Genomic DNA, 24,481 nt, shown 5'->3' on the forward strand with positions numbered 1-24,481 from the left:
GAGCAATAACCCGATGAGCGTTCCGCCGCCCTTCCTGCCCTACGGCCGCCAGTGCATCGACGAGGCCGATATCGCGGCGGTGGCGGAGGTGCTGCGCGGCGACTTTCTGACCACCGGCCCGACGGTCGACGCCTTCGAGACGGCCTTCGCCGCCGCCGTCGCCGCGCCCTTCGCCGTCGCCTGTTCCAGCGGGACCGCCGGCCTGCACCTCGCGATGATGGCGCTGGGGGTCGGCCCGGGCGACGCGGTGGTGGTCCCGACGGTGACCTTCCTCGCCAGCGCCAACTGCGCGGTCTATGTCGGGGCGCAGCCTGTCTTCGCCGATGTGGACCCGGAGACCGGGCTGACCACGCTCGAGGCGATCGCCGAGGCGGTGGCGCGGGCCGGCCGGGAGCGGGTGAAGGCGATCGTCGCCGTCCACCTGAACGGCCACTGCGTCGACGTGGCGGGCCTGGCGAAGGCGTTTCCGGAGATCCCGATCGTCGAGGATGCCTGCCACGCACTCGGGGCGACGAATGGCGGGGAGACGGTCGGGGCCTGCACCCGGTCCGCCATCGCCATGTTCTCCACCCACCCGGTCAAGACCGTGGCGAGCGGCGAGGGCGGGGTGCTCTGCACCCGCGACCCGGTACTGGACGAACGCATGCGCCGCTACCGCAACCACGGCATGGTCCGCGACCCGGCCCGGTTCGCCGACCGCGAGGCCGGATTCGACGCGTCGGGAGAGCCGAACCCCTGGTACTACGAGATGCCGGAGCCGGGATACAACTACCGGCTCTCCGACATCCATGCCGCCCTCGGCCTGTCCCAGGTCGGCCGGCTGGCCGGCTTTGTCGAGCGCCGCCGTCATCTGCGCGGTCTCTACCAGGCGGCCCTGGCGCGGTGCGGACCGCATGTCCGGGCCCTGCCGGTGGCGCCGGGCTGCGATCCGTCCTGGCACCTGTCGGTGGCGCTGATCGACTTCGCAGCCCTGGAGGTGGAGCGCGGCACCGTCATGCGCCGGCTGCGCGACGACGGGGTGGGAACCCAGGTCCATTACCACCCGGTCCACCGCCAGCCCTATTACCGCAAGACCGCCCCGAGCCCGGAGCTACCGGGCGCCGACCGCTACTACGCCCGCTGCCTGTCCCTGCCGCTGTTCCCGGCGATGGCGGACGCGGATGTGGAGCATGTCGTCTCGGCGCTGAGGCGCGCCGTCGGAAACGGCGGCGACATCGGCGATGGCGCCGTGTGACGCCCAACTTGCCGCCGGGGCCGCTGAGCGGGACAATACGGGGTGATTCGCGCTTCCCCTGAAGGGGATAGGGTGCGGGATCGAGGCGGGAGGGCCGCATGCGGCAGTTCGATCAGAACTTCATCGATTTGAACGGCAAGACGGTGCTGGTCACCGGCGGCACCGGGTCGTTCGGCAAGCAGTTCATCCGGACCGTGCTGGCGAACTTCAAGACGCGGCGCTGCATCGTCTTCTCCCGCGACGAGCAGAAGCAGTACGAGATGGGCCTCGAGATCCCGGTCGAGAAGCATCCGGAGATGCGCTACTTCCTCGGCGATGTGCGCGACGTGGACCGGCTGGAGATGGCCATGCGCGACGTCGACTACGTGATCCACGCCGCCGCGATCAAGCACGTGCCGACGGCCGAGTACAACCCGTTCGAATGCGTGATGACCAACATCCACGGTGCTGAGAACATCGTCAAAGCGGCGATCCGCAGCAACGTGAAGCGGGTGATCGCGCTCTCCACCGACAAGGCGGCCAACCCGATCAACCTGTATGGCGCCACCAAGCTCGCCTCGGACAAGATCTTCATCGCCGCCAACAATCTGTCGGGGGCCGGAGGCTGCATCTTCTCGGTGGTGCGCTATGGCAACGTGATCGGCTCGCGCGGCAGCGTGATCCCGTTCTTCAAGCAGCTCATCGCCGACAAGAAGGACCATCTGCCGATCACCGACGACCGGATGACCCGGTTCTGGATCACCCTGCAGCAGGGCGTGAACTTCGTGCTCAGCAGCCTGGAGATGATGAAGGGCGGGGAGATCTTCGTGCCGAAGATCGCGTCGATGAAGATCGTCGACGTCGCCTCCTGCCTCGGCCCGGGCCTCCCGCACAAGGTGGTCGGCATCCGCCCCGGCGAGAAGCTGCACGAGGTCATGGTGCCGGAGGACGACGCCCGCACCACGGTGGAGATCGACGACCGCTACATCATCCTGCCGGCCTTCACCGACGGCCCGCGCGCGATCTGGACCAGGGCGGGCGCGAAGCCCGTCGACCCGGAGTTCCGCTATGCCAGCGACAGCAACGACGAATGGCTGTCGGCAAGCGATCTTGAGGGTATGGTCGAGGTGGTCTAGGGGCGTACTCCTCTGACCGCCCTCCGCTCTCCCTGTATTTAATCCGGGGAGTGCGTGGAGTGGCAGGAAGGAGCGGAAATCCGCCCTCAATCCTCCGGCGGGATCGGCAACCGCGCCTGGATCTCGGTCGACGACACCCCGTCCACGCACCACTGCACCACCTTGAACCCGGTCAGACCGAGGCCGTGGAATGATTTGCCCGCGCCCTCGGCACGGATCAGGGCCACCTCATGGCCGGCGGCCGCCACCGCCTGTGCATAGTCCTGCTGGGTGAAGAACGGCGTGTTGCGGTCGCGCGGATCGCCGACCACGACGATGCGGCGGCGCGGGTCGGGCAGGATCTCGGACACGTGCTCGATTGGGTCGAAGTAGTCCCGGTATCCGGTGATGTCCCGATCCCAACCGTGATGGCGCGCGCGCTGGGCGACGGACACGACGCCCGAGGTGATCACCGCGCAGTCGATATCGTCGCGCCGGGTCAGCAGGGAGGCGACCACATGCCCGCCGCCCGACTGGCCGCTGACGGCCAACCGGTCGATCCGGTAACGGGCCTTCAGGATATCCAGGGCGGCGTCGAGGATGTCGGCTTCTCGCGGCCGCCGACGCTGCTTGTGAAAGCCGGAGGACCCATAGGTCCCGGGGCGGGAGACCCGGAGATAGGGCAGGCCATACGTCTGGTTCTCGCGTATTGCGAAGGCCTTCAGGGTCCCGGGCGTGAGGGTTTCATAGCCGCTGAACCAGCCGCTGCGGCCATCCAGGTACTGCCACATCACATCGCCGTGGAAATGTACCGACACGATCGGATTGGCGGCGCTGTCGAGCCCGGCCAGGACATAGCGGATACAGGTCCCATCCTGCGGGTCCCAGTCGGGATCGAGGGCAACCCAGACCGTCCCGGCGCCGGCCCAGGCCTCGTCGGCGGCGGTGCAGGCTTCCCGGTCCATCACGCTGCCGGACAGCATGCGCTGCGGCTCCATCGTGTCGGCATTGCGCATGACCGGCGTGACGCAGCCGGCCAGGGACAGCACGGCCCACAGAAGGCAGAAGAGGCGCGGCATCGGCGGGGTCCTCCGGAGGCCATGCGGCGATGGCGGTTCGGGGATTGTTCCCGATTTTTTCGTTGTATGCGAGTGTCGGTAGGGGACAAGAAGAAATTCTCAGCCTTGCTGGGAGCCGTCATCCTTACGTGCCCAGCCGATGACGGAGACCGCAGGCCAGATCCAGACGATTCCGGTCACGACGTAGTAGAGCGTCTCGGCCAGCACATGGTCCGGCACCAATTCGGCGAGCGTGACCACGGCGACGACGTAAAGCACGAGCCCGGCGATGATCGCCAGGCCGGCAAGGGGGGATCTCCAGCGCATGGCCGCGACATAGCGCGGCGGACGGGAGACGGCAAGCGTTGCTCCTAAACCCTCCCGATTTCGCCGGATCTGTCGCTCCTGAGAGAGCGTCTGTCATAATCCCATGCTACCCGCACCGGAGCATTGACTCTACCGGAGCATTGACTCTGACGCGCGGCTGAGAGACCTCCTCAGACGTCTGGAACACAGGCGCCCCACTGCCGGTCGAGCTCGGCCGCCCTGCCAGACCCGACCCGCGCCCCGACTTACGGCGCGGTCCATCCCGGAAAGGCCACGCCCATGCCCGCCCTCTCCCCCGCCGTGGTCGCCCTGCTGCTCAGCGTGGTCCTGCTGCAGATGGCCAACGGGATGTTCTCATCATTGCTGGGCGTGCGGCTCGGGATGGAGCCGGAGATCAACTCCCAGGTCGCCGGTCTCGTCATGTCCGGGTATTTCGTCGGCATGGTGCTGGGCTGTCTCGCCGTGCCGCGGATCATCGAGCAGGTCGGGCATGTGCGCACCTTCGCCGCCCTGGTGTCGATCATGTCGGCGGCGTCCATCTCCCACGCCTTCTATGTTGACCCCTGGTACTGGTTCATCCTGCGGGTGATCTACGGGGTCTGCGTGGCCGGTGCCTACATGGTCGCGGAATCCTGGCTCAACGGGGCCGCCAGCAACAACCAGCGCGGCTCGCTGCTCTCGATATACATGGTGGCCCAGTACCTGGCGATGACCGGTGCCCAGTTCCTGCTGAACCTGGCGCCGCCGTCGAGCTTCATCCTCTATGCGCTGGTGTCGATCCTGTTCAGCCTGGCCCTGGTGCCGCTGACCCTGTCGCGCTCGGCGGCGTCGTCCTCGGTCACCCGCTCGGCGTTGAGCTTCCGCCAGCTCTACCGGATCTCGCCGCTGGGCATGGTCGCCAGCTTCGGCAGCGGCATCCTGAGCGGTGCGCTGTTCGGCGCGTCCTCGGTCTATGCCACGGCGATCGGCTTCTCGGTGCCGGAGGTGGCGATCTTCGTCTCCGCCGTGCTGGGGGGCGGGTTGGTCATGCAGTGGCCGGTGGGCAAGATGTCCGACCTGATGGACCGGCGCACGGTGATCGCGGGAACCCTGATGCTGTCCGCGGTGCTCGGGCTGCTGCTTGCCTTCCTGCCGTTCCCCGGCTTCTGGGTCTTTGTGACCATGGCCGGGCTCTATGGCGGACTGTGCATGACCGTGTATTCGCTCGCCATCGCCCATACCAACGACTACGTGGAGTCGACCGACCTGGTGGCGGCGAGCGCCGGGTTGCTGCTGGCCTTCGGCATCGGCGCGGTCGCCGGGCCGATCGCCGCCACCTCGGCGATGCAGTGGGTCGGCAACTGGGGCTATTATGGCTTCGGCGCGCTGACCGCCGGGTTGCTCGCCCTGTTCACCGTCTGGCGGATGGTGCAGCGCACCGCCCTGCCGGTGGAGGAGCAGGGGCCGTGGGTCTCGGTCTCCCGGACCACGCCGATGGCCGCCGAGCTCGATCCGCGCTGGGAGCCGGAGGAGGAGACCGGCGGGGACGATCCGAAGCCGACCCCGGCCGCGGGGTGAGGGATACGCCCTGAACGCAAATGAGCGTCTTCCCGGCCTCGCGCCGGGACCCAGCCATCCGGGCGTAGGAGCGCCGGCGATCGTTCTTCGGCGCTCCAGCAGACGGCGCCCTCGGTCCCGGCGCAAGGCCGGGAAGACGTGAGGATGTTTGTGGAAGGAGGTGCCCTAAGCCGCTTCCGCGCCGTAGTAGGTCGTCACCACGTGGGTCGCCTGGGCGAAGAACAGCCAGCGTTCCACGACCACCCCGAGCGAGCCGCACAGGGCGGCCAGCAGGGCCGGTATCCAGCCGCCGGCCGTCCCCATGATCCCCGCCACCATCAGCAGGGCGAAGGGAACCACCAGGCCTGCGACGGCGGCGATCATCCGCAGCTTGTGGACGTGCTTGCGGGCGACCCGGTAGCCCATCTCGCGCATGACGAAATTCTTCGAGGTGGAGGGGCCGTCCAGCATCCGGACTTTCCCGAGATGACCGAGACCGGTGGCCGTGCCCGCCGTGGTGACCGGGGCATCGGTGTCGATCTTCGACCAGTAGGTCCATTTTACTGCCGCCGCGGCCGCGCCGGCGACGATGGTCGTCCAGATCAGAAACGTGACGTCGCCGCCGAAGGCACAGACCAGTACCGCCATCCACAGCCCGCCGGTATAGAGCGAGAACAGCAGGTAGCCGGGCAGCACCAGCGGGTGGTGCCACTGGCGGATCGTCCGCAGCGAGGCGTAGATCATGCCGGTGCACACCACGGTGACGACCGCGCCGGCGCTGGCCAGGATGCCGAACACACCCCAGAACCCGCGGGCCTCGCCGGCGAAGATCCAGCCGAGCGCGTAGATGCCGGCCGGCAGGTAGGTCACGATCGCAGCCATGCCCTCGCGCGACAGCCAGGAGGAGCGCCACTGGGACATCGCCCGCCAGGCCCGCTCGGGGTGGCCGAGATGGAAGGTGGAGGCGAGCAGGCCGGCGGTGATCAGTCCGAAGGCGAGGGCGAAGCCGACCAGCCCGGACCACAGCCCGGCGGGCATCAGACCGGCGGCACCGGCGAGGCCCATCAGGAACAGCAGGCCGTAGCCGGCACCGGACGCGGTGGTGAAGAAGATGACGGAGGAAGCGGGATGCATCTCTGGTCCCTCCCTCAGCGCGACAGCATGGCGTCGACCCACGCCAGGAAGCCGTTGCCTCCGGCGTTGGACGGCACGGCGTCGGCGGCCTCGGCGGCCAGCGCTTCCAGCTTCGTCGGCGCGCCGGTGTCGCCGGCGTTGGTCTTGCGCGGACGCGGCGGCAGGTACTTGTTGGTCGGCTTGTAGCCCATCTCCGGCATCAGGTCGTAGCCGCCGCGCTCGGACACGAGCTTGGAGACCGCACTGCCGGGATCGCCGAGATCGCCGAAATGACGCGCGCTGGCAGGGCAGGTCGAGACACAGGCCGGCACCCGATCAACCTCTTCCAGATTCTCGTTGTAGATCTTGTCGATGCACAGGGTGCATTTCTTCATCACCCCGTCGGTGTAGTCGTACTCGCGCGCGCCGTACGGACAGGCCCAGGAGCACAGCTTGCAGCCGATGCAGGTGTCCGGGTTGACGAGGACGATGCCGTCCTCCTCGCGCTTGTAGCTCGCCCCCGTCGGGCAGACGGTGACGCAGGCCGGCTCCTCGCAGTGCAGGCAGGAGCGCGGGAAGTGGACGGTGCGGCTCTCCGGCGCGTCGCCGACCTCGTAGGTGTGGACCCGGTTGAACCACACGCCCCAGGCGCCGGCATCGTCGCCGTCCTCGCTCTCGGTGCCGGAATAGGCGTTCCAGTCGGTCATCGGCGCGGAGTGTCCGCCCGAGTTCCATTCCTTGCAGTTCACCGCGCAGGCATGACAGCCCACACAGATGTCCAGGTCGATGACGAGGCCGAGCTTCTTCGTCGGCGCTTTGGTGGGAAGCGAGGTCATTCCGCGGCCTCCCCTTTGATCTTGGCGCCGTAGCGCAGGGTGCCGGGACCCGCTTTGCCGCCCGGCGGTTTGGGCAGCGGGGCGAAGCGCGGCTCGGCCTCGCTACCCGGCGCGTCGGCCTCGGCCCGCTCGATACGGACCCGCAGGTCGTACCAGGCGGCCTGGCCGGTGACCGGGTCGGCATTGGCGTAGCGGTATCCTCCCCCCTTGGGCGGCAGCAGCTCGGAGATCAGATGGTTTAGCAGGAAACCCTTGTTGGCCTCCGGTGCCTTGGGGTCGAGGCCCCAGGCACCCTTGCGCTTGCCGATGGCGTTCCAGGTCCAAACGGTGTCCGGGTTCACGCCTTCCATGAGCTGAACCTGCGCCTTGATGCGGCCGTGGTGGGAGGTCACATGGACCCAGTCGTCCTCGCCGATGCCCATCTCGGTGGCCCGCTGCCGGCTCATGTACAGCCGGTTCAGGCCGTGGATCTGCCGCAGCCAGGCGTTCATCGAGCCCCAGGAGTGATACATGGCGGCCGGGCGCTGGGTGATGGCGTGCATCGGGAAGCTGTCCTGTTCGTCAAGCATCTCGCCCTCGAACGGCGCGTACCAGAACGGCAGGGGATCGAAATAGGTCTTCACCCGCTCGCGGTGGTGTTCCGGCGGCACCACGGGGCCATGGCCCTCGGCGGCGAGGCGGAAGGTCTGCAGCGGCTCGGAATAGATCTGGTGGATGATCGGGTTGGCCGCCCCGATCAGGCCGAGCGACACCGCCTTCTCCAGATACTCCTTGTTGGCGTGCTTGAAGTAGCGCTCCGACGGCGCGAACTCGTGGCGCCAGAAGCACTGATTGTCGACATAGCGCTGGAGCTGGTCCGGGTTCGGCTCGCCCTTGCCTTCCTTGGTGCCGTCGACCCCGCGGAAGCCGGCGAGCGGGCCGACGCCGGGCGCGCGCTCGTGGTTGGCCAGGTAGTCCGGATAGCCGCCGGGATATTTCGCCGTGCCGTCATCCTTGGTCAGGCCGGGCAGGCCGAGGCGCACGCCGATCTCGATCAGCGCGTCCTGGAACGGTCGCACGTCGCGATCCGGCTGCACCACCGGCTGGCGGATCGAGTCCGCCGCCCCGTCGGCATCGCAGATCGGCCGATCGAGCAGGGAGATGCAGTCCCAGCGCTCCAGATACGTGGTGTCCGGCAGGATCAGGTCGGCATAGGACACCATCTCCGAGGCATAGGCGTCGGAGTAGATGATCTTCGGGATCTTGTATTCGCCGGTCTGCGGATCCTTGTCCGTCAGCATCTTCATGGTGCCCGACGAATTCATCGACGAGTTCCAGCTCATGTTCGCCATGTACATGAACAGCACGTCGATCGGGTACGGATCACCGGCCCAGGCGTTCTGGATCACCATGTGCATCATGCCATGGGCGGCGACCGGCGCGTCCCAGGAATAGGCCTTGTCGATGCGGCGCGGCGTGCCGTCGGCCTCCACCAGCAGATCTTCCGGCGAGGTCGGGAAGCCGAGCGGCGGGCCTGCCATCGGTTTGCCGGGTTCGATCTGGCCTGCCTTGCCCGCGGGCTTCAGCGGCGGCGGCACCGGACGCGGGAAGGGCGGCTTGTAGCGGAAGCCGCCCGGCGCATCGATCGAGCCGAGCAGCAACTGCAGCAGGTGCAGCGCGCGGCAGGTGTGGAAGCCGTTGGAATGGGCGGAGATGCCGCGCATGGCGTGCATCGCCACGGGGCGGCCGATCATCTTCTCGTGGCGCCGTCCGGCCCAGTCGGTCCAGGGCTGGTCGATCACCACCTCCTTCTCGAAGGCGGCGTGGGCCAGCTCGGCGGCGATGCGCCGGATGCGGTCGGCGTCGAGGCCGCAGCGCTCGGCCACCGCGTCGGGGGCGTACTCGTCGGCGGTGTAGCGGTCGTAGAGAAGCTGGAACGCCGGCACCGCCTTGCGGCCGTCGGCCAGGGTGTGCTCCCCGACCAGGGCCGGGGCGACCTCGGCGGTCATGGCGTTGGCCAGCGCGCCGGCCTTCTTGTCGAAGCACAGTGGCGCGCCCTCGGCATCGCGGGCGAACAGGCCGTGATCGGCGGCACCCGGATCCTGGATCACCAGCCAGGGCGCGTTGGTGTAGCGCACCAGATAGTCGAGATCGACGCGGCGTGCCTTCAGCAGCTCGTGCATCAGCGCCATGACGAACAGGCCGTCGGTGCCCGGCCGGATGCCGACCCACTCGTCGGCGATGGCGGAATAGCCGGTCTTGACCGGATTGACCGAGACGAACTTGGCGCCCCGGGTCTTGATCGTGCCGAGGCCCATCTTGATCGGGTTGCTGTCATGGTCCTCGGCGACGCCGAACATCATGAAGTATTCGGTGTGCTCCCAGTCCGGCTCGCCGAACTCCCAGAACGAGCCGCCGATCGTATATAACCCGGCCGCCGCCATGTTGACCGAACAGAACCCGCCATGGGCGGCGTGGTTCGGAGTGCCGAACTGGCTCGCCCACCAACCGGTCAGCGACTGCGACTGGTCGCGCCCGGTGAAGAAGGCGAGTTTCCGCGGATCGGTTTTGCGCACATCGCCCAGCCATTGGGCGGCGGTGGACAGCGCTTCCTCCCATTCGATCTCCTGGAACTCGCCCGATCCGCGCGGGCCGACCCGCTTCAGCGGCTTGGTCAGCCGCGCCGGCGAGTAGTGCTGCATGATCCCGGCGGACCCCTTGGCGCAGAGCACGCCCTTGTTCACCGGGTGGTTTCGGTTGCCCTCGATGTAACGGATCTTGCCGTCCTTGAGGTGAACCTTGATCCCGCACCGGCAGGCGCACATGTAGCAGGTCGTGTAGGCGACTGAATCGGAGACGGCCGGCGAGGTTTCTACGACCTCGCTCACGGTCTCCAGGGGATTTGAAAACATTGCCTCATCCGGGCTGGGAAAGCATGGCACCGGAGCATCGCAGTCCGCGGCACGGCCGGTCAAGCTGTGGCCCGGCGCCCAAATGCCTGCCGCCGGCCGGCCCTGCCCGCATCCGATGTATATCCCGACGGGCCTGCCCGCGGCTGTGGACGGTGCCGCCCGCCGCTCAGGTCAGCGCGTCGATCTCGGCGTCGGTGAGGGAGCCCGGAACGATCGTGATCGGTATCCGCAGGCGTGAGGCCGCCTTGGTCATCAGGTGACTGACCAGGGGGCCGGGATTGTCGGATTTCGGAGCCGCCGCCAGCACGAGAATGGAGATCGTCGGCTCCTCCTCGATCAGCTTCAGCAGTTCGTCGCGGGCCGTCCCCTCGCGGATATAGACGACCGGGATCGATCCGGAGAGGTCGATGACCTGCTGGCTGACCCGCTCGAGCAGCGTCTCGGCCTCCTGCCGCGCCTCCTCGCGCATCAGTTCGCCCACGCCCATCCAGTGCTGGAACTCCACGGGCTCGACGCTGCGGAACAGCGCCAGACGGCCGCCGGTGTGACGGGCGCGCTGGCACGCGAAGCGCAGCGCCACATTCAGCTCCTCGCTGTCGTCAACGACGACGAGGAATACACGTTGACTGTCGTCCGACGTCTCGCTCATGTCCGCTCGACCCTGACCCCACGAGCCTGATCGCTCACCCGACCTTACGACCGATCCATGCCGCGAGCCAACCCGCAGCAATGGCGATGATGATCGCCAGGACACCATAGGCGGCGGAGTTGCCGTGGGCGAACAGGAAAATATCGGCCCCGATGCCGGTCTTGGAGACCACCAGCGGTGTGGTCTGGGCGTGGACGGCGGAACCGTCGCGCAGGAAATAGACGGCGACCGTATAGGTGCCGGTCACCACATTCGCCGGCAGATGGATGCGGGTGCGGAACAGCCGGTTGGACAGCACGGTGATCGGCAGGACCTCGCCGGCGTACAGGCCGACGGCCTGCTTGTTGCGGATCAGGCCGGCCCGGAAGATCGCCGCCGTGCCCGGATCGATCTCCGGATCCTCGGGCCGAAGAAACAGGTTCTCGATCCCGATTTCCTGGCGCTGGCGGATGTCGGCGCTCGCGACGTTCTCCAGCGGCTCGGTGGACGCGACCGCGTAGAAGGAGGGCGTATTGGCGAAGGTCACCGCTTCCACGTTGGCCCAGACCCCGGCGACACGCTCCTGGCGGCGCACGGTGACGTCGGTGCGCGGGCCGGTGACCGTGACGACGATCTCGCCCTCGCCCTCCACCGCGCCGAACAGCAGGACGTCGGCTCCGGTGAAGCCGGTGGTGATGGCGACCAGGTGATCGCTGAGATCGGCGACCAGATCCTGCTGCGCGCGGGCGGGCATGTCGCCGAGCAGTCCGGCGGCAAGCGCCAGAAACAGGAGGATACGCCCGGTCATCGCCCGGACCCGCCATCTGTATCGGGGGTGCTCCGTCGCGGCCCCATCGATCCGCCCGCCCCCGGTACCGGGAACTCGATCACCGACAGCTCGGCGAGGGGCAGAAAGATGATGCATCAGGCGCCCGATCCGTGGAGGACTGAAGTCCGACTGGGCCGACGACCGTTTCTGGCGATGGTTTCCGCCGGCTCAAACGAGATCGCGCCCCACCGTGAATGACGGGGGGCGACGAAATATCCCTACACCCATACGCCCGGTCTTGAAAGGTTTATTTATTTGAGGGCCTTAGCTCGGGTGTTTTCGGTCAGGCGCCGGGCTCGACCGTATGGCCGGACTGGACCCAGCCCAGGATGCCGCCCTGCAGCCGGTAGAACTGGCGGTCGCTGCCGTTGGCGATCATCCGGTCGGCCGCATGGCCGCAGCGCACGCCGCTCTTGCAGTGGAACACGACCTTCTTGTCGGCAGGCAGCTCGACCGCGTCCGGATCGAATCCGGACAGGGGAATCAGCCGGGAGCCGGGGATGCGCGCCTGGGCGAACTCCGCCTCTTCGCGCACGTCGATCAGGTCGACGGAGCCGTCGGCCAGCCAGGCGGCCAGGGTGTCGGCATCGATGAATTCGGGCGTCGCCATGGGGTATTCCTTGTTGCGGAGGGAACCGGGCGCATCCTGGCGCCGACATGCCGTCATCACAAGCCTTGGCAGGCCGATGGCGGGCGACTTAGGCTCACCGGACTGTCGACGGTGGGGGCTGGAAGATGTGGGACGCGCTCTGGATCGACATTGATATCGCCACCTGCGCGACGCCGGGTGCGTACGGGCGGATCGAGGACGCGGCGATCGGCGTCAAGGACGGGCGCATCGCCTGGATCGGTCCGCGCGGCGAGCTGCCGGGACCGGTGGAGAAGCTCGCCGCCGTGCTGCACCAGGGCGAACAGAACTGGGTCACGCCGGCGCTGATCGACTGCCACACGCACCTGGTCTATGGCGGCCAGCGGGCCGGCGAGTTCGAGAAGCGGCTCTCGGGCGTCAGCTACGCCGATATCTCCCGTGCCGGCGGCGGCATCCGCGCCACGGTCGCCTCGACCCGTGCGGCCAGCGAGGCGGAGCTCCTGCGCTCGGCCCTGCGGCGGCTGGCGCCGCTGATCGCCGAGGGGGTGACCGTGGTCGAGATCAAGTCGGGATACGGTCTCGACCTCGACACCGAGCTGAAGATGCTGCGCGTCGCCCGGGCCATCGAGCGCGAGGCGCCGGTCGAGGTGATCACCACCTTCCTCGGGGCCCATGCGGTGCCGCCCGAGTTCGAGGGCGATGCCGACGGCTATATCGACTTCGTCTGCGACGAGGTGCTGCCCGGCGCGGTGGAGCAGGGGCTGGTCGACCAGGTCGACGCCTTCTGCGAGACGATCGCCTTCTCGCCCGAGCAGGTTGAGCGGGTCTACGAGGCGGCGAAGCTGTTCAACCTGCCGGTCAAGCTGCATGCCGAGCAGCTCAGCGACACGGGCGGCGCCGGACTGGCCGCGGCATACGGCGCGCTCTCGGCCGACCATCTGGAGTACCTGTCGCCGGCCGGCGTGCGGGCGATGGCCGGGGCCGGAACCGTCGCGGTGCTGCTGCCGGGTGCGTTCTACATGCTGGGCGAGACCCAGGCGCCGCCGGTGGCTCGGCTGCGCGATGCCGGGGTGCCGATCGCGCTGGCCACCGACAGCAATCCCGGCTCATCGCCGGTGACGTCGCTGCTGACGACCATGAACATGGGCTGCGTGCTGTTCGGGCTGACGCCGGTCGAGGCGCTGGCCGGGGTGACCCGCAACGCGGCCCGGGCCCTCGGTCTCGGCGACCGGCGGGGTACCCTGGAGGTGGGCAAGGCCGCCGATTTCGTGATCTGGGACATCGAGGAACCGGCCGAGCTGGCCTACCGGGTCGGCTTCAATCCCTGCGTGGACGTCATCCGGGCAGGAGTTCCGACTCTCGTCGGCTGACATCCGTCTGGGACGCGGACGGCCGGCTCGCCGCCAGGGCCGCCTCCACCGCGCCGCGCGCCTCCATGAAGGCGGGCGACAGACGCAGGGCGTCGTCGCGCGGGTGGTCGAAGGGCACGGCCACCTCGGCCACCACCCGGCCCGGACGCGGCGACAGCACCACCACCCGGTCGGCCAGGAACAGCGCCTCCTCCACGTCGTGGGTCACCAGGATCACCGTCGCCGAGGTGCGCTGCCGCACCCGCTCCAGCAGGGCCTGCATGTCGCGCCGGGTCAGGCTGTCGAGCGCACCGAACGGCTCGTCCAGCAGCAGCAGGTCCGGCTCCGGCGCCAGCGCACGGGCCAGGGCGGCGCGCTGGGCCATGCCGCCGGACAGGGTGGCCGGCAGGGCCCTGGCGAAATCGGCGATGTCGACGGCGGCCAGCCAATCGGCCACCCGCCGGTTGCCCTCGGCCTTCGGCACGCCCTGCTCGTCCAGGCCGAAGCGGACATTGTCGGCGATATCGAGCCAGGGGAACAGCGCCGGCTGCTGGAACACCATGCCGCGCTTGGGATCGGGGCCGGTCACCGGCGTCCCGTCGACGACGATGCCGCCGCCGGTCGGGGCGACCAGCCCGGCGACCAGACGGAGCAGCGTTGACTTGCCGCAGCCGGACGGCCCCACCAGGGCGACGAACTCGCCGCGCGCCACGCTCAGCCCGAGCGGACCGAGCACACCGAGCGGGCCGAAACTATGCGAGACGTCGCGCAGGTCGACGGCGGCAAGGGGCGATGCAGGCATCTGGCAGTGTCCGGTCAATCGAGTTTCAGCACACCCTCGCACCGCGCGATCCAGTTTCCAACCGCCGGTCTGGTGCCGAGGTCGAACCCACCCTCCCCGGCAAGCCGCGTATAGGCCAGCAGCGCGATGTCGGCGATGGTCAGGTCCGCGCCGACCAGGAAGTCGCGGCCGGTCAGCACCCTGTCCATGGCATCCAGGGCGGCCTCGCCGCGCTCGACCCGCCAGGCCTCGCGGGTCTCCTTCGGCTGGCCCCTGTAGACCATGTGGAAGCGGCAGACGGCGATGTAGGGCTCATGGCTGTACTGCTCCCAGAACAGCCATTCCGCGACCCTCGCGCGGTCATAGGCGTCGGACGGCAGCAGCGCGGTGCCCTCGGCGAGGTACTGCAGGATGGCGTTGGACTGGCCGAGCGCACGGCCGTCGTCGAGCACGATCACCGGTACCTGGCCCATGGGGTGGAGGGCTAGGAACTCCGGCGTCCGGCTTTCGCCCTTCAGGATGTCGATATCGCTCCAGGCGTAGGGGAGCCCGAGATGGTCAGCCGCGTATTTGACCTTCAGGCAGTTGCCCGAGGCGGTGTCACCGAGAATGCGCATGGTCGGGGCTCCGGCGGAGGGGAGGGTCAGATTGGGGTGACTGTGGGGGCGGTGCGCTGGATGTGGCGGATCTTGTCGAGGCCGGGGACCATTTCGGCTAGCAGCCAGTCGGCGCGTTTGTTCGGGCTGCCGCTCTCGCCGGGGAAGTCCTCCTGCCAGCGGATCATCTTGACCGACAGGGCGCAGAGGATGCCGCCGATGGTGCGGTGGTTGCTGGTGACGAGTCTGCGAAGGTGGGCGTAGCGGTATTCCGACAGATCCTTCCAGAACTCCGCGCTGGCCTCGTCGAAGGCCTTGAAGCGCAGCATGGTGAAAGCGATCGCCTCCTCCATCTGGGCATCGACGATCTCGGTATAGCGCATCGCGTCCTTGTTGTGCCGCAGATGGGAGTTGCGGATGCCCTCGTCGGTCCAGGCCTTGAACCGCTCGAAGGTCGGCCGGATCTCTTCCAGGGTGCGCTTGAAGTAGGAGAGCGACAGGAAGATGTCGCCGTAATCCTCCAGGAAGCCGGGGATCTGGTCGACCTCGATGCCGAGGGCGTCGGAGATCGACCGGATCCGCTTCAGCGCCACGTCCCGGTCGACGCCGCGGAACATCTCGAAGATCTCCGTGGCCGAGGATACGTCCTTGGTATCGCTGCCGAAAACCTTCTGGATCAGCGGCCGGGTGAAGACCCGCATGTATTCGGTCAGCTTCTCCTGGGTCTGCGGCGACAGACGCAGGTGCTGGGCCTCGTCGACCTTGATGTTGTGGGACCGCAGAGCCAGGCGCAGGGAATAGACGTCGAAGCTGGGTTCCTGGGACAGCACCTCGACGATGGTGCGGTCTTCCTCGAAACTCGGCGCGGAGGTGTCGAAATAATCGCCGAGCGCGCGGATGTCGATCTGCCCGGAGCCGGCCCGGTTGTCCTTGAACAGCTCCACCACCGTGTCCAGCCGGGCGTTCTTCACAAGCCGGGTGCGGCGCATGCCCGGGGTGTGAAGAGGGATGATCGCGAGGGGGAGGATGTGCAGCGCATCCTTGTCCTCGGCGCTATATCCCTCTGTGTCGATCGCCTCCGTCGACATCAAGCCCCCTAAAATGCCGGTAAAATATCGCCAAACCGGCTTATCATTCGAACACTTATCAGAACCGTCGGTGGACGAACAACAATGGTGCACCGCGTAATCCACGGATCACGCATCGCGCGCAACGCGGTCCGACGGTACCATGTGATGTTGGAGGGTAAGATGTCGATTGTCACATGGATACGTGGAAAGCTTTCGAAATCAACGCCTGGCGAGGGCGATCGCCGTCGAAACGAGCGCTATCCGGTCAGTTCGGGCCTTGAAATCATCGTCGACGGGGTGGCGTCGGACTGCCGGGTCGACAACGTGTCCGCCGGCGGGGTGCGGGTGCTGCCGGCGGTGGCCGCGCCGCTGGGGGCAGTGGTCACCGTGCGCGACCCGGCCACCGGCATGAGCCTCGATGGCGAAGTCCTCGGTCACGAGGGCGGGGGGACGCGCCTGCGCTTCGCCTCCGAGGATGCCGGGATCATCGTCTCCACCTGGATGCGGATGGCCGCCGAGGACGGTCCGCGCCCAACGCCGGGCTGACGGCGCAACGCAAACGGGGCGGCACAGCCGCCCCGTCGTCGTCAGGTCAGTGGCAGGCAAGGCTCAGGGCACGTCCACCAGAACAATCTCGGCATCCTCGGTAGCCGCGATCTCCACGGTCTCCACGTCGGCGATGGCGACACCGTCGCGGGCCTGGGCCGCCACCCCGTTCACCTCGATGGCGCCCGCCGCGGCAACCAGATAGGCCTTGCGGCCCTTGGCCAGCGTATGGGTCACGCTCTGCCCGGCCTTGACCGTCGCGCCGAGCACGGCGGCATCCTGGTTGATGCTGAGCGCGTCGTTCCCGGCGTCCTGGGCGCGGCCCGAGGCCAGCACCACCAGATCGCCCGACCGGTCGCCCTTCGGGAACTGGCGGGCATCCCAGCGCGGCTCGAAGCCGCGCCCCGAGGGCTCGATCCAGATCTGGAAGATCTGGGTCTGGTCCGGCTCCTCGTTGTACTCGGCGTGGACGATGCCGGTTCCGGCCGACATCACCTGCACGTCGCCGGCCTCGGTCCGACCCTGGTTGCCCAGGCGGTCCTGGTGGGTGATCGCCCCTTTGCGGACATAGGTGATGATCTCCATGTCTCGGTGCGGGTGCGGATCGAACCCGGTGCCCGGCTCGATCGTGTCGTCGTTCCACACGCGCAGGGCGCCGAAGCCCATGCGCTTGGGGTCGACGTAATGGCCGAAACTGAAGTGATGGCTGGCATTCAGCCAGTCGATCCGGAACTTGCCGAGGGAATCGAATGGACGCAAGTCGATCATGGTCGCCTCCTGACGTCACGCCGCCTGAGACAGCACGGCGCGGGTGATGCGCCGCCTGTCTCCAGCGCGGCGCGGGATTACGCCTAGAGCAAATCACGATCAGATGGAAACATCTGATCGTGTGAATTTGCTCTATTTTAAATAGGTTAGAGGACGATTCACGGTTCAGATCGATTCGATCTGAACCGATCGTTCTCTAGCTCTTCAGCCCGGCGCTGACGCCCGCCGCGATCTTCGCGACATGGGCGCCCTGGAATTCCGCCAGGGCCAACTCGTTGGCCGACGGCTGGCGGCTGCCGTCCGAACCGGCGATTGTGCCGGCACCATAGGGCGATCCGCCCCGGAACTCCTCGATATTCAGCAGCTCCTTGGCGGAGTAGGGCAGACCGACGATCACCATGCCGTGGTGCAGCAGGGTGGTGTGGAAGGTGGTGGCGGTGGTCTCGTTGCCGCCGCCGGTGGCGGTGGAGACGAACACGCTGCCGACCTTGCCGATCAGCTTGCCGTTGGCCCACAGGCCTCCGGTCTGATCGAGGAAGTTGCGCATCTGCGCCGCCATGTTGCCGAATCGGGTCGGCGTGCCGAAGATGATGGCGTCGTAGTCGGCGAGCTCGTCCGGCGTGGCGATCGGCGCATCCTGGTCGAGCTTGACGCCGGCCTTCTTGGCCACGTCCTCGGGCATCAGTTCCGGCACGCGCTTCACCGTCACCTCGACGCCGGGCACGCTGCCTGCACCCTTGGCGACGGCGCCGGCCATGGTCTCGATATGGCCGTAGCTCGAATAATACAGCACCAGAACCTTGGTCATTCATCTCTCCTTCGCACCGCCTGCCATCTCTGTGGCACGGCCGGCGCTTGTTGATCCGTTGACGTCATATCTGGTGTTCTCCGGAGAGATATAAAACAGGATATATGGCAACGTATTGTTTCCTGCTGGGGATAATGAGGCATTCATGATCGATCATCTGACGGCCATGGCGGTTTTCGCCCGCGTGGCGGAATCCGGAGGCTTCTCGCGGGCGGCGGAGAGTCTGGGCATCTCGAAATCCGCAGTTTCCAAACAGGTCTCCCGCCTGGAGGACCGGTTCGGCACCCGGTTGCTCAACCGGACCACCCGGCGGATCAGCCTGACGGAGGCCGGTGAACGGGTGCTGGAGCACAGCCGCCGGGCGATCGCCGAGTTCGAGGCGGCCGAGGCGGAGGTCGGCGCCCAGCGGGACACCCCCTCCGGGCTGCTGCGGGTGAGCGCCGGCGTCTCCTTCGGTCAGACCGAACTGGCCCCGGAACTCGCCCGGTTCCTCGACGGCTGTCCCGACCTGTCCATCGACCTGGTGCTGAACGACCGCCGGGTCGACCTGGTGGAAGAGGGGTACGACGTCGCCCTGCGGATCGGCGAGCTGGAGGATTCCAGCATGATGGCCCGCCGCCTGGGCTCGGTGCGCAGCCTGACCGCCGCCGCCCCGTCCTATCTCGCGCGGCGCGGCCGACCGCAGACACCGGCCGACCTGTCGGCCCACGACTGTCTCGGTTACAGCTACCTGAACGGCGGCGGCCTCTGGGCGTTCGAGGGACCGCCCGGCCAGATCCGCCACAAGTTCAAGCCGCGCCTGATGTCCAACAACGGCACCGCCCTTGCCGCGGCGGCCGAACAGGGCCTCGGGGTGGTGCAGATGCCGGCGTTCATCATCGGGGATGCCGTGCGCGCGGGACGGCTGGAGGAGATCCTGGTCGAGTTCCGCAAGCCGGATGTGGGGATCTACGCGATCTATCCCGCGGGCCGGCCGCTGGCGGCCAAGGTGCGCGCCTTCATCGACTTCTCGGTGTCGGTGTTCGGCGACGGGGCAACCATTGGGGCCGGCCGATAGGCGCCGGCAAGGTCGTCACTCGGGGATATCGATCGCCAGGAAGACTTCATTGGCGAACTCCGCGCCGTCGGCATAGTCCTTGCGCTGCCAGTCGGCACCGTCCCAGACCTCAAGCACGACCGGACGCCGGACCGCCTTCAGGGCCATCATCAGCCCGTCCACGGTGCCCGGATCGACGCCGTCGGCCGCCAGCCGCACCCGCACGCCGCCGTCGTCCCAGGCGACGGCCGCATAGCCCAGATCTTTCAGGGCATACCAGATCGCCTGCTCGCCAGACTTATCGCGTATGATGTTACTCAGAGACAGTGTTCTGCCGGATTGATCGATCCAATGGTCAAAGATTCCGTCCATTGCATGCTCCCTCCCTCGGACCATGCGGGACTATTGCAACGCACGTATGCACGCGTCACGTCAAAATTCTGATCGGAATTGTGCGAATTGTTCTGAATGAGTATTCACTTATTTGATTGTGTGTGGTGATGCATTAGGCACCGCTTCGGTCAGTCGCCCTCGCGGCGCCACGCCAGAACCAGGGTGCCCAGCACCAGGACCAGCGCCAGACCGGCCGGCAGCGCGGGCAGGAGCGACACGCCGGCGACCACGTAGTCGCCGTTCTCCCGCAGCCCGATCCAACCGCGTCCGGAGGCCGTGCGGCCGGGCGACACGCGCCGCAGCGAGGGCGTGCCGGCCTCGGAGACCCAGGTGACCGAGCCGCCCGTCGCCTCGGCCATTGGGCCGAGATGGGCGTCGGTGGTCGCGACATCGGTGAACTCGACCGGGTTGAGGGCGCCGACCGCCACCAGCGCGTCCTGCTCCCCGTCGCTCAGGCGGTACAGACCCGGGCGGTCCACGTCGAGGGTGGCGCGGGCCCGCCCCGGCTGGGTGACCTCCAATTCGACCGATACTTCGCTGCCGTCCGGTCCGGTCACGCGGACCGGCGGCACGGTGTCGCCCAGGGTCCGGCGCTCGATTTCGATCGACCGGCCCCGGGAGATCGCCCGCAGGTCGTCCTCCTCCAGGTCCGGCTCCTCCATCAGCCAATGGGCGGTGCGGCGGAGCACCTCGGCCTGCGGCCCGCCGCCCTCGAAGCCACGGCTCCACAGCCAGATCTGGTCGGAGAGCAGATGGGCGACCCGGCCCTCGCCGACCCGGTCGAGCACCAGCAGAGGCCGGCCGCCGACACCGCTCATGACCGCGTTGCCGTTGGTGCCCTGGCCGTCGATCTGGCGGAACCAGCGGCCCCAGACCGGCTCGGTCGTTGGGCCGGCATTGGCGCCGGCCAGCGCGCTGGTGACCGGATGGCGCTGGCCGATATCGGTGACCTTCGGTCTGAAGCCCTGTTCGATCACCCCGCCGGTCGGGTTGACCGGCAGCACCTCGCCCAGCGGCGTGCGGGCGAGGCTGAGCCGGCCGGCGAAGGTGGGGCCGGAGGCTTCCAGCAGCGCGCCGCCGTCGCGGACATAATCGGCGATGTTCTTCAGGTAGAGGCGCGGCAACACGCCCCGCCGCCGGTAGCGGTCGAAGATGATCAGGTCGAACTCGTTCAGCTTCAGCTCGAACAGCTCGCGGAACGGGAAGGCGATCAGCGACAGCTCGCGGATCGGCGTACCGTCCTGCTTCTCCGGCGGCCGCAGGATGGTGAAGTGGACGAGGTCGACGGACGGGTCGGATTTCAAGATGTCGCGCCAGGTGCGCTCGCCGGCATGGGGCGCGCCGGAGACCAGCAGCACCCGCAGCCGGTCGCGCACGCCACCGACGCCGACCACGGCACGGTTGTTCTCCAGGGTCAGTTCCGCCGGGCCGGGCTCCACGGACAGCTCCACCACCGTCTGGCCGGCATGGTCGATCGGCAGCTCGATCTCGTGGCGGGTATTGGCCGGTATCGGCAGGTCCGGTCCGGGCTCGCCATCGATGGAGAGCCGCAGGGTGACAGGCTCGCCCTGGGGCGTGGCCGGATCGACGACCTCGACGGTCAGGGTCACCGTCTTGCCGACCATGCCGAAGCTCGGCGCCTGCACGACCCGCAGGCGGCGGTCCTGTTCCCCCTGATCGCCGGTCAGCAGCACATGCAGGGGCGCGTCGGTCAGGCCGGTCAGCCGCTCGGAATCGTGGACCTGGCCGTCGGTGACGGCGATCACGCCGGCGACCCGCGCCTCCGGCACGTCGCTCAGCGCCTCGCGGACGGCGGCGCCCAGACGGGTACCTTCCGTCGTCTCGCCGATGCCACCGTCGCGGACGGTGACCTGCTTCACCCGCAGTCCCATAAGACGGGCCAGCCGTTCCTCCAGGGCGCTCACCGCCGCGTCGGTGCGCTCGGTGCGCTCGCCGATGGACTGGCTGGTGGTGCGGTCGACGGCGAGCACGACCACGTCCTCGCGCGGCTCGCGGCGTTCGGCGATCAGGGTCGGGTTGGCCAGGGCCAGGGTCAGCACGGCGAGCGCGGCGGTGCGCCAGACGATGCCGTTGGCGCCCCGGATCCAGCCCAGCGCCAGCACGAGCAGCGCCAGGATGCCGAGCCCGATCACCAGGGCCCAGGGAACCAGGGGGGCGAAACTGACGGAGAGGGAATCCGCGATCATCGTATCCGCCTCACTGACCGAGCCGTTCGAGGATGGACGGCACGTGGACCTGATCCGCCTTGTAGTTGCCGGTCAGGGCGTACATCACGAGGTTGATGCCGAACCGGGTCGCCATCTCGCGCTGCAGCTCGCCGCCGGGCACCACCGGGAAACGCGGGCGTCCCTGCTGGTCGCGGGCCCAGGCGCCGGCCCAGTCGTGGCTGCCGACCATCACCGGCGAGACCTCGGTGTCGGACGAGCGCACCCGTTCGTCCTCCAGCCACACCGTTCCACCGACATAGCGGCCGGGAAACGTGTCGAGCAGATAGAAGGCGCGGGTCAGCACGTGGTCCGGCGAGGCGGGGGCGAGCGGCGGGATGTCGAGGCTCTGGCTGAGCTGGGCCAGCCGGCGCAGGCCGGAGCCGCCGGCCGCGCCCGGCACGGTGACCTCGTACTGGTCGCGGGTGTCGAAGATGATGATCCCGCCGTTCCGCATGTAGTCGTTCACCCGCGCCACCGCGGTTCCGGACAGTTCCGGCTGTTCGCGGGTGATCGGCCAGTACAGCAGCGGGAAGAAGGCGAGCTCGTCGCTCTCGATATCGACGCCGAAGGGCGGGGCGGGCTCCACCGCCGTGCGCCGGGTCAGCTCATCGCTGAGACCGGCCAGCCCGTCATAGCTGATGCCGTCGATCCAGGTGTCGCCGGTCAGCACATAGGCCAGGCGCATCTCCGCGGCGGCCTGCAGGGCGAAGGCCTCCGGATCGGTCGGCTGCTGCGCCTGCTGGGCCTGTCCGCTGCCCGGCGCCAGCAAGGCGGCGGCCAGCAGGATCGCGGCGGCCCCCCGGCCGCCGGCCGTCAGGAACCGCCTGGTCAGCAATCCGCGCAGGGCGAGGCCGATCAGGGTGTCGATGATCGCCAGAAGCAGCGCGAGCGCCAGGGCCCAGCCCTGCAGTTCGGTGTCGCGCCCGGCCTCCAGCGGTTGGCGCGCCGCGCCGTCCGGCGTTCCCGAGGCGAGCGCCGCGCCGTCCAGCGACGGCCCCAGGTTCAGCGCCTCGCGTGCGCTCTCGTCGCCGTAGAAGCCCGGCGGATGGCGCGGGCCGATCGCCGGCATGCCAAGCTCCGCCCGGGCCGCCGCCGAGGGCAGGGGCTCGGTGCCGGAGACCGGGCCGCCGAGCGTGCCGAATCCGTCCAGCAGGGCGTAGGGCGGCATCGCCCGCTCGTTCGACCCTCCGATGCCCTGGCTCAGCGCCACGATCCGGCGCAGCATGGCCACGAACAGGCCGGAGAGCGGCAGGTTGCTCCAGTCCGCGTTGGCGGTGGTGTGGACCAGCACCAGCCAGCCCTCGCCCCGGCGTTCCGCCGTCACGATCGGCGTGCCGTCGAGCAGCCGGGCCCAGGTCTTCTCGCCTAGGTCGATCGACGGCTCGGCCAGCACCTGGCGCGACACCGTCACGTCGTCCGGGACCTCGAGCCCGGCGAAGGGGCTGTCGGCGTCGAACGGCGCCAGTGGCTCCGGCCGCGACCAGGACAGGGCCCCGCCCAGGGTGCGGTCGCCCCGGCGGACGCGCACCGGCAGCAGGGTGTCGGTACCCTCATCGGCCCCGGAGGCCGCCAGCCGCTCGCCGGCGAAACGCAGCACCACGCCGCCGGCCTCCAGAAAGCCCTCCAGCGTCTGGCGCTGCTCGAAGGTGATGCCCCCGGCATCGGCCAGGACGATCACCGCGAGGTCTCGCTCCAGCAGGGAATTGATGTCGCCGCGCCGCACCTCGGTGAACGGATCGAGCGCCCGGTCGAGGTAGTACAGATCGTCCAGCAGCGGCTGCGACCCCTCGAAATCCCGGGCCGAGACCAACCCGACCGGCCGGCGCTTGTAGCGCTCGTCCATCAGGAAGACGGACGCCGCGGTGTTCTCGTCCTCCACTTCCAGCCGGGCGACGTCGTTGCGCAGCTCGGTCGGCAGGTCGATGGCGACGGTGAGCCGATCCGTGTCGGCCTCGAAGGCGGCGCTCTGCCGGGTCAGCACGCGGCCGTCCTCGGCGATGGCGCGCACGCCGACCACCCGGTCGCCGACGCCGGTGCCGCGCCGCAGTTCCGCCGTCAGGGCCAGTTCGGCCGGATCCGGATCGTCGAGCCAGACCGGGCCGCTGTCGGTGTTGTCGATCACCACCACCGGACCGATCTGCGAAAGCCGGTCGCCGAAGGCGTCGGCACCCGGCGCCTCGATCGCCTCGCGCAGCCAGACCACGGTGGTGTCCGGTGCAAGGGTGGCGCCATCGAGCACCTCGCCCACCGCCGCCAGATTGCGGCCCCAGGGCTTGGGCTGCAGGGCGCCGAGGGTCGAGCGCAGGGCGCCGGCCGGAGACAGGTCGACCTCGCGGCGCTGGCCCGGCATCGGATCGGCGGTGGTCAGCAGGGCGACGGCACGGTTCTCGCGCTCGGCCTGGTCGAGGATGCGCAGGGCGCGGTCGCGCCGGGCCTCGAAATCGCGGGCCGAGGACCAGCCGTCGTCGAACACCAGCAGGATCGGGCCGCCGGCCGGGATCGCCGTGCCCGAGGGGATCAGCGGCCGGGCGATCGCCAGGATCACCAGGGCGGCGATAAGCAGCCGCAGCAGCAGCAGCCACCAGGGTGTGGAATGGGGCGTGTCCTCCTCCGGCCGCAGCCCTTCCAGCAGCCGGATCGCCGGAAAGCTGATGCGCTTGGGCGCCGGCGGGATCACCCGCAGCAGCCACCACAGGACGGGCAGGACGGCCAGGGCGGCGAGCGCCCAGGGAACGGCGAAGGCGAGGGGACCGAGGGTCAGCATCGCGGCA

General features: G+C 68.6%; 22 protein-coding genes. 6 read left to right on the top strand and 16 right to left on the bottom strand.

The window, feature by feature from the left end:
• Window positions 1-13 precede the first annotated feature (13 nt).
• Window positions 14-1,234 (top strand): UDP-4-amino-4,6-dideoxy-N-acetyl-beta-L-altrosamine transaminase, encoded by a 1,221-nt coding sequence (gene pseC, locus G578_RS0109165; RefSeq protein WP_028793976.1) that lies wholly within the window; start codon window positions 14-16, stop codon window positions 1,232-1,234.
• A 98-nt stretch (window positions 1,235-1,332) separates the two neighbouring features.
• Window positions 1,333-2,349 carry a UDP-N-acetylglucosamine 4,6-dehydratase (inverting) gene (gene pseB, locus G578_RS0109170; protein ID WP_028793977.1) on the top strand — a complete coding sequence of 339 codons (1,017 nt, stop codon included), beginning with the start codon at window positions 1,333-1,335 and terminating at the stop codon, window positions 2,347-2,349.
• Window positions 2,350-2,435: 86 nt separating this feature from the next.
• Here the strand turns inward: pseB and G578_RS28310 are convergent, their stop codons facing one another.
• Window positions 2,436-3,407: an alpha/beta hydrolase family protein gene (locus tag G578_RS28310; RefSeq protein ID WP_051244436.1), complete on the bottom strand. Its 972-nt coding sequence runs from the start codon at window positions 3,405-3,407 to the stop codon at window positions 2,436-2,438.
• A 99-nt stretch (window positions 3,408-3,506) separates the two neighbouring features.
• The gene (locus G578_RS0109180; protein WP_028793978.1) at window positions 3,507-3,713 is read right to left on the bottom strand and encodes a DUF2842 domain-containing protein; all 207 of its coding nucleotides are present in this window, start codon (window positions 3,711-3,713) and stop codon (window positions 3,507-3,509) included.
• Between the two features lie 279 nt (window positions 3,714-3,992).
• Between G578_RS0109180 and G578_RS0109185 the strand changes: the two genes are divergently transcribed.
• Entirely contained in the window at window positions 3,993-5,270 is a 1,278-nt protein-coding gene (locus G578_RS0109185) for an MFS transporter (RefSeq protein WP_028793979.1), read from the top strand.
• Window positions 5,271-5,435: 165 nt separating this feature from the next.
• Here G578_RS0109185 and G578_RS0109190 read toward each other — a convergent pair whose 3' ends face one another.
• The 6 genes from G578_RS0109190 to G578_RS0109215 all read right to left on the bottom strand — a co-directional run bounded on the left by G578_RS0109190 (window position 5,436) and on the right by G578_RS0109215 (window position 12,156).
• Entirely contained in the window at window positions 5,436-6,383 is a 948-nt protein-coding gene (locus tag G578_RS0109190; RefSeq protein ID WP_028793980.1) for a dimethyl sulfoxide reductase anchor subunit family protein, read from the bottom strand.
• A gap of 14 nt (window positions 6,384-6,397) precedes the next feature.
• Window positions 6,398-7,198, bottom strand: coding sequence for a 4Fe-4S dicluster domain-containing protein (locus tag G578_RS0109195; protein WP_028793981.1), 801 nt, complete (start codon window positions 7,196-7,198; stop codon window positions 6,398-6,400).
• Window positions 7,195-10,089, bottom strand: a complete 2,895-nt coding sequence (locus G578_RS0109200) for a molybdopterin oxidoreductase family protein (RefSeq protein ID WP_028793982.1) — start codon at window positions 10,087-10,089, stop codon at window positions 7,195-7,197. Before G578_RS0109200 ends, G578_RS0109195 begins: the two co-directional genes overlap by 4 nt.
• A 166-nt stretch (window positions 10,090-10,255) precedes the next feature.
• Window positions 10,256-10,738 (bottom strand): universal stress protein, encoded by a 483-nt coding sequence (locus G578_RS0109205; protein WP_028793983.1) that lies wholly within the window; start codon window positions 10,736-10,738, stop codon window positions 10,256-10,258.
• A 34-nt stretch (window positions 10,739-10,772) separates the two neighbouring features.
• Entirely contained in the window at window positions 10,773-11,525 is a 753-nt protein-coding gene (locus G578_RS0109210) for a TIGR02186 family protein (RefSeq protein ID WP_028793984.1), read from the bottom strand.
• Between the two features lie 304 nt (window positions 11,526-11,829).
• Window positions 11,830-12,156, bottom strand: a complete 327-nt coding sequence (locus tag G578_RS0109215; RefSeq protein ID WP_028793985.1) for a rhodanese-like domain-containing protein — start codon at window positions 12,154-12,156, stop codon at window positions 11,830-11,832.
• A gap of 125 nt (window positions 12,157-12,281) precedes the next feature.
• Here G578_RS0109215 and hutI point away from each other — a divergent pair, with 125 nt between their 5' ends.
• Window positions 12,282-13,505: an imidazolonepropionase gene (hutI, locus tag G578_RS0109220; RefSeq protein WP_028793986.1), complete on the top strand. Its 1,224-nt coding sequence runs from the start codon at window positions 12,282-12,284 to the stop codon at window positions 13,503-13,505.
• On the opposite strand, the gene G578_RS25565 is transcribed toward hutI, so the two are convergent.
• From G578_RS25565 to G578_RS25570, 3 genes are read right to left on the bottom strand one after another with little or no spacing between them, the layout of a single operon-like run.
• Window positions 13,471-14,286, bottom strand: coding sequence for an ABC transporter ATP-binding protein (locus tag G578_RS25565; protein ID WP_084618782.1), 816 nt, complete (start codon window positions 14,284-14,286; stop codon window positions 13,471-13,473). The genes hutI and G578_RS25565 overlap by 35 nt on opposite strands.
• Window positions 14,287-14,300: 14 nt before the next feature.
• Window positions 14,301-14,882 carry a glutathione S-transferase family protein gene (locus G578_RS0109230; RefSeq protein WP_028793987.1) on the bottom strand — a complete coding sequence of 194 codons (582 nt, stop codon included), beginning with the start codon at window positions 14,880-14,882 and terminating at the stop codon, window positions 14,301-14,303.
• A 26-nt stretch (window positions 14,883-14,908) separates the two neighbouring features.
• On the bottom strand, window positions 14,909-15,949 hold the full coding sequence (locus G578_RS25570; RefSeq protein WP_051244442.1) for a hypothetical protein: 1,041 nt from the start codon (window positions 15,947-15,949) through the stop codon (window positions 14,909-14,911).
• Window positions 15,950-16,111: 162 nt separating this feature from the next.
• On the opposite strand from G578_RS25570, the gene G578_RS29050 reads away from it, so the two are divergent.
• On the top strand, window positions 16,112-16,477 hold the full coding sequence (locus G578_RS29050) for a PilZ domain-containing protein (RefSeq protein WP_169400843.1): 366 nt from the start codon (window positions 16,112-16,114) through the stop codon (window positions 16,475-16,477).
• Between the two features lie 63 nt (window positions 16,478-16,540).
• Here G578_RS29050 and G578_RS0109245 read toward each other — a convergent pair whose 3' ends face one another.
• Entirely contained in the window at window positions 16,541-17,245 is a 705-nt protein-coding gene (locus G578_RS0109245) for a pirin family protein (protein ID WP_028793989.1), read from the bottom strand.
• A gap of 196 nt (window positions 17,246-17,441) precedes the next feature.
• Window positions 17,442-18,053 carry an NAD(P)H:quinone oxidoreductase gene (wrbA, locus tag G578_RS0109250; RefSeq protein ID WP_028793990.1) on the bottom strand — a complete coding sequence of 204 codons (612 nt, stop codon included), beginning with the start codon at window positions 18,051-18,053 and terminating at the stop codon, window positions 17,442-17,444.
• A 145-nt stretch (window positions 18,054-18,198) separates the two neighbouring features.
• Between wrbA and G578_RS0109255 the strand changes: the two genes are divergently transcribed.
• Window positions 18,199-19,110 carry a LysR family transcriptional regulator gene (locus tag G578_RS0109255; protein WP_051244446.1) on the top strand — a complete coding sequence of 304 codons (912 nt, stop codon included), beginning with the start codon at window positions 18,199-18,201 and terminating at the stop codon, window positions 19,108-19,110.
• A 15-nt stretch (window positions 19,111-19,125) separates the two neighbouring features.
• Here the strand turns inward: G578_RS0109255 and G578_RS0109260 are convergent, their stop codons facing one another.
• The 3 genes from G578_RS0109260 to G578_RS0109270 all read right to left on the bottom strand — a co-directional run bounded on the left by G578_RS0109260 (window position 19,126) and on the right by G578_RS0109270 (window position 24,474).
• On the bottom strand, window positions 19,126-19,461 hold the full coding sequence (locus G578_RS0109260; protein ID WP_028793992.1) for a hypothetical protein: 336 nt from the start codon (window positions 19,459-19,461) through the stop codon (window positions 19,126-19,128).
• 149 nt (window positions 19,462-19,610) lie between these two features.
• Entirely contained in the window at window positions 19,611-21,689 is a 2,079-nt protein-coding gene (locus tag G578_RS0109265; protein ID WP_028793993.1) for a membrane protein, read from the bottom strand.
• A gap of 10 nt (window positions 21,690-21,699) precedes the next feature.
• Window positions 21,700-24,474, bottom strand: a complete 2,775-nt coding sequence (locus G578_RS0109270) for a DUF4159 domain-containing protein (RefSeq protein WP_028793994.1) — start codon at window positions 24,472-24,474, stop codon at window positions 21,700-21,702.
• Window positions 24,475-24,481 lie beyond the last annotated feature (7 nt).

Origin of the sequence: Thalassobaculum salexigens DSM 19539 (genome assembly GCF_000423805.1) — a bacterium.
GTDB classification, from domain to species: domain Bacteria; phylum Pseudomonadota; class Alphaproteobacteria; order Thalassobaculales; family Thalassobaculaceae; genus Thalassobaculum; species Thalassobaculum litoreum.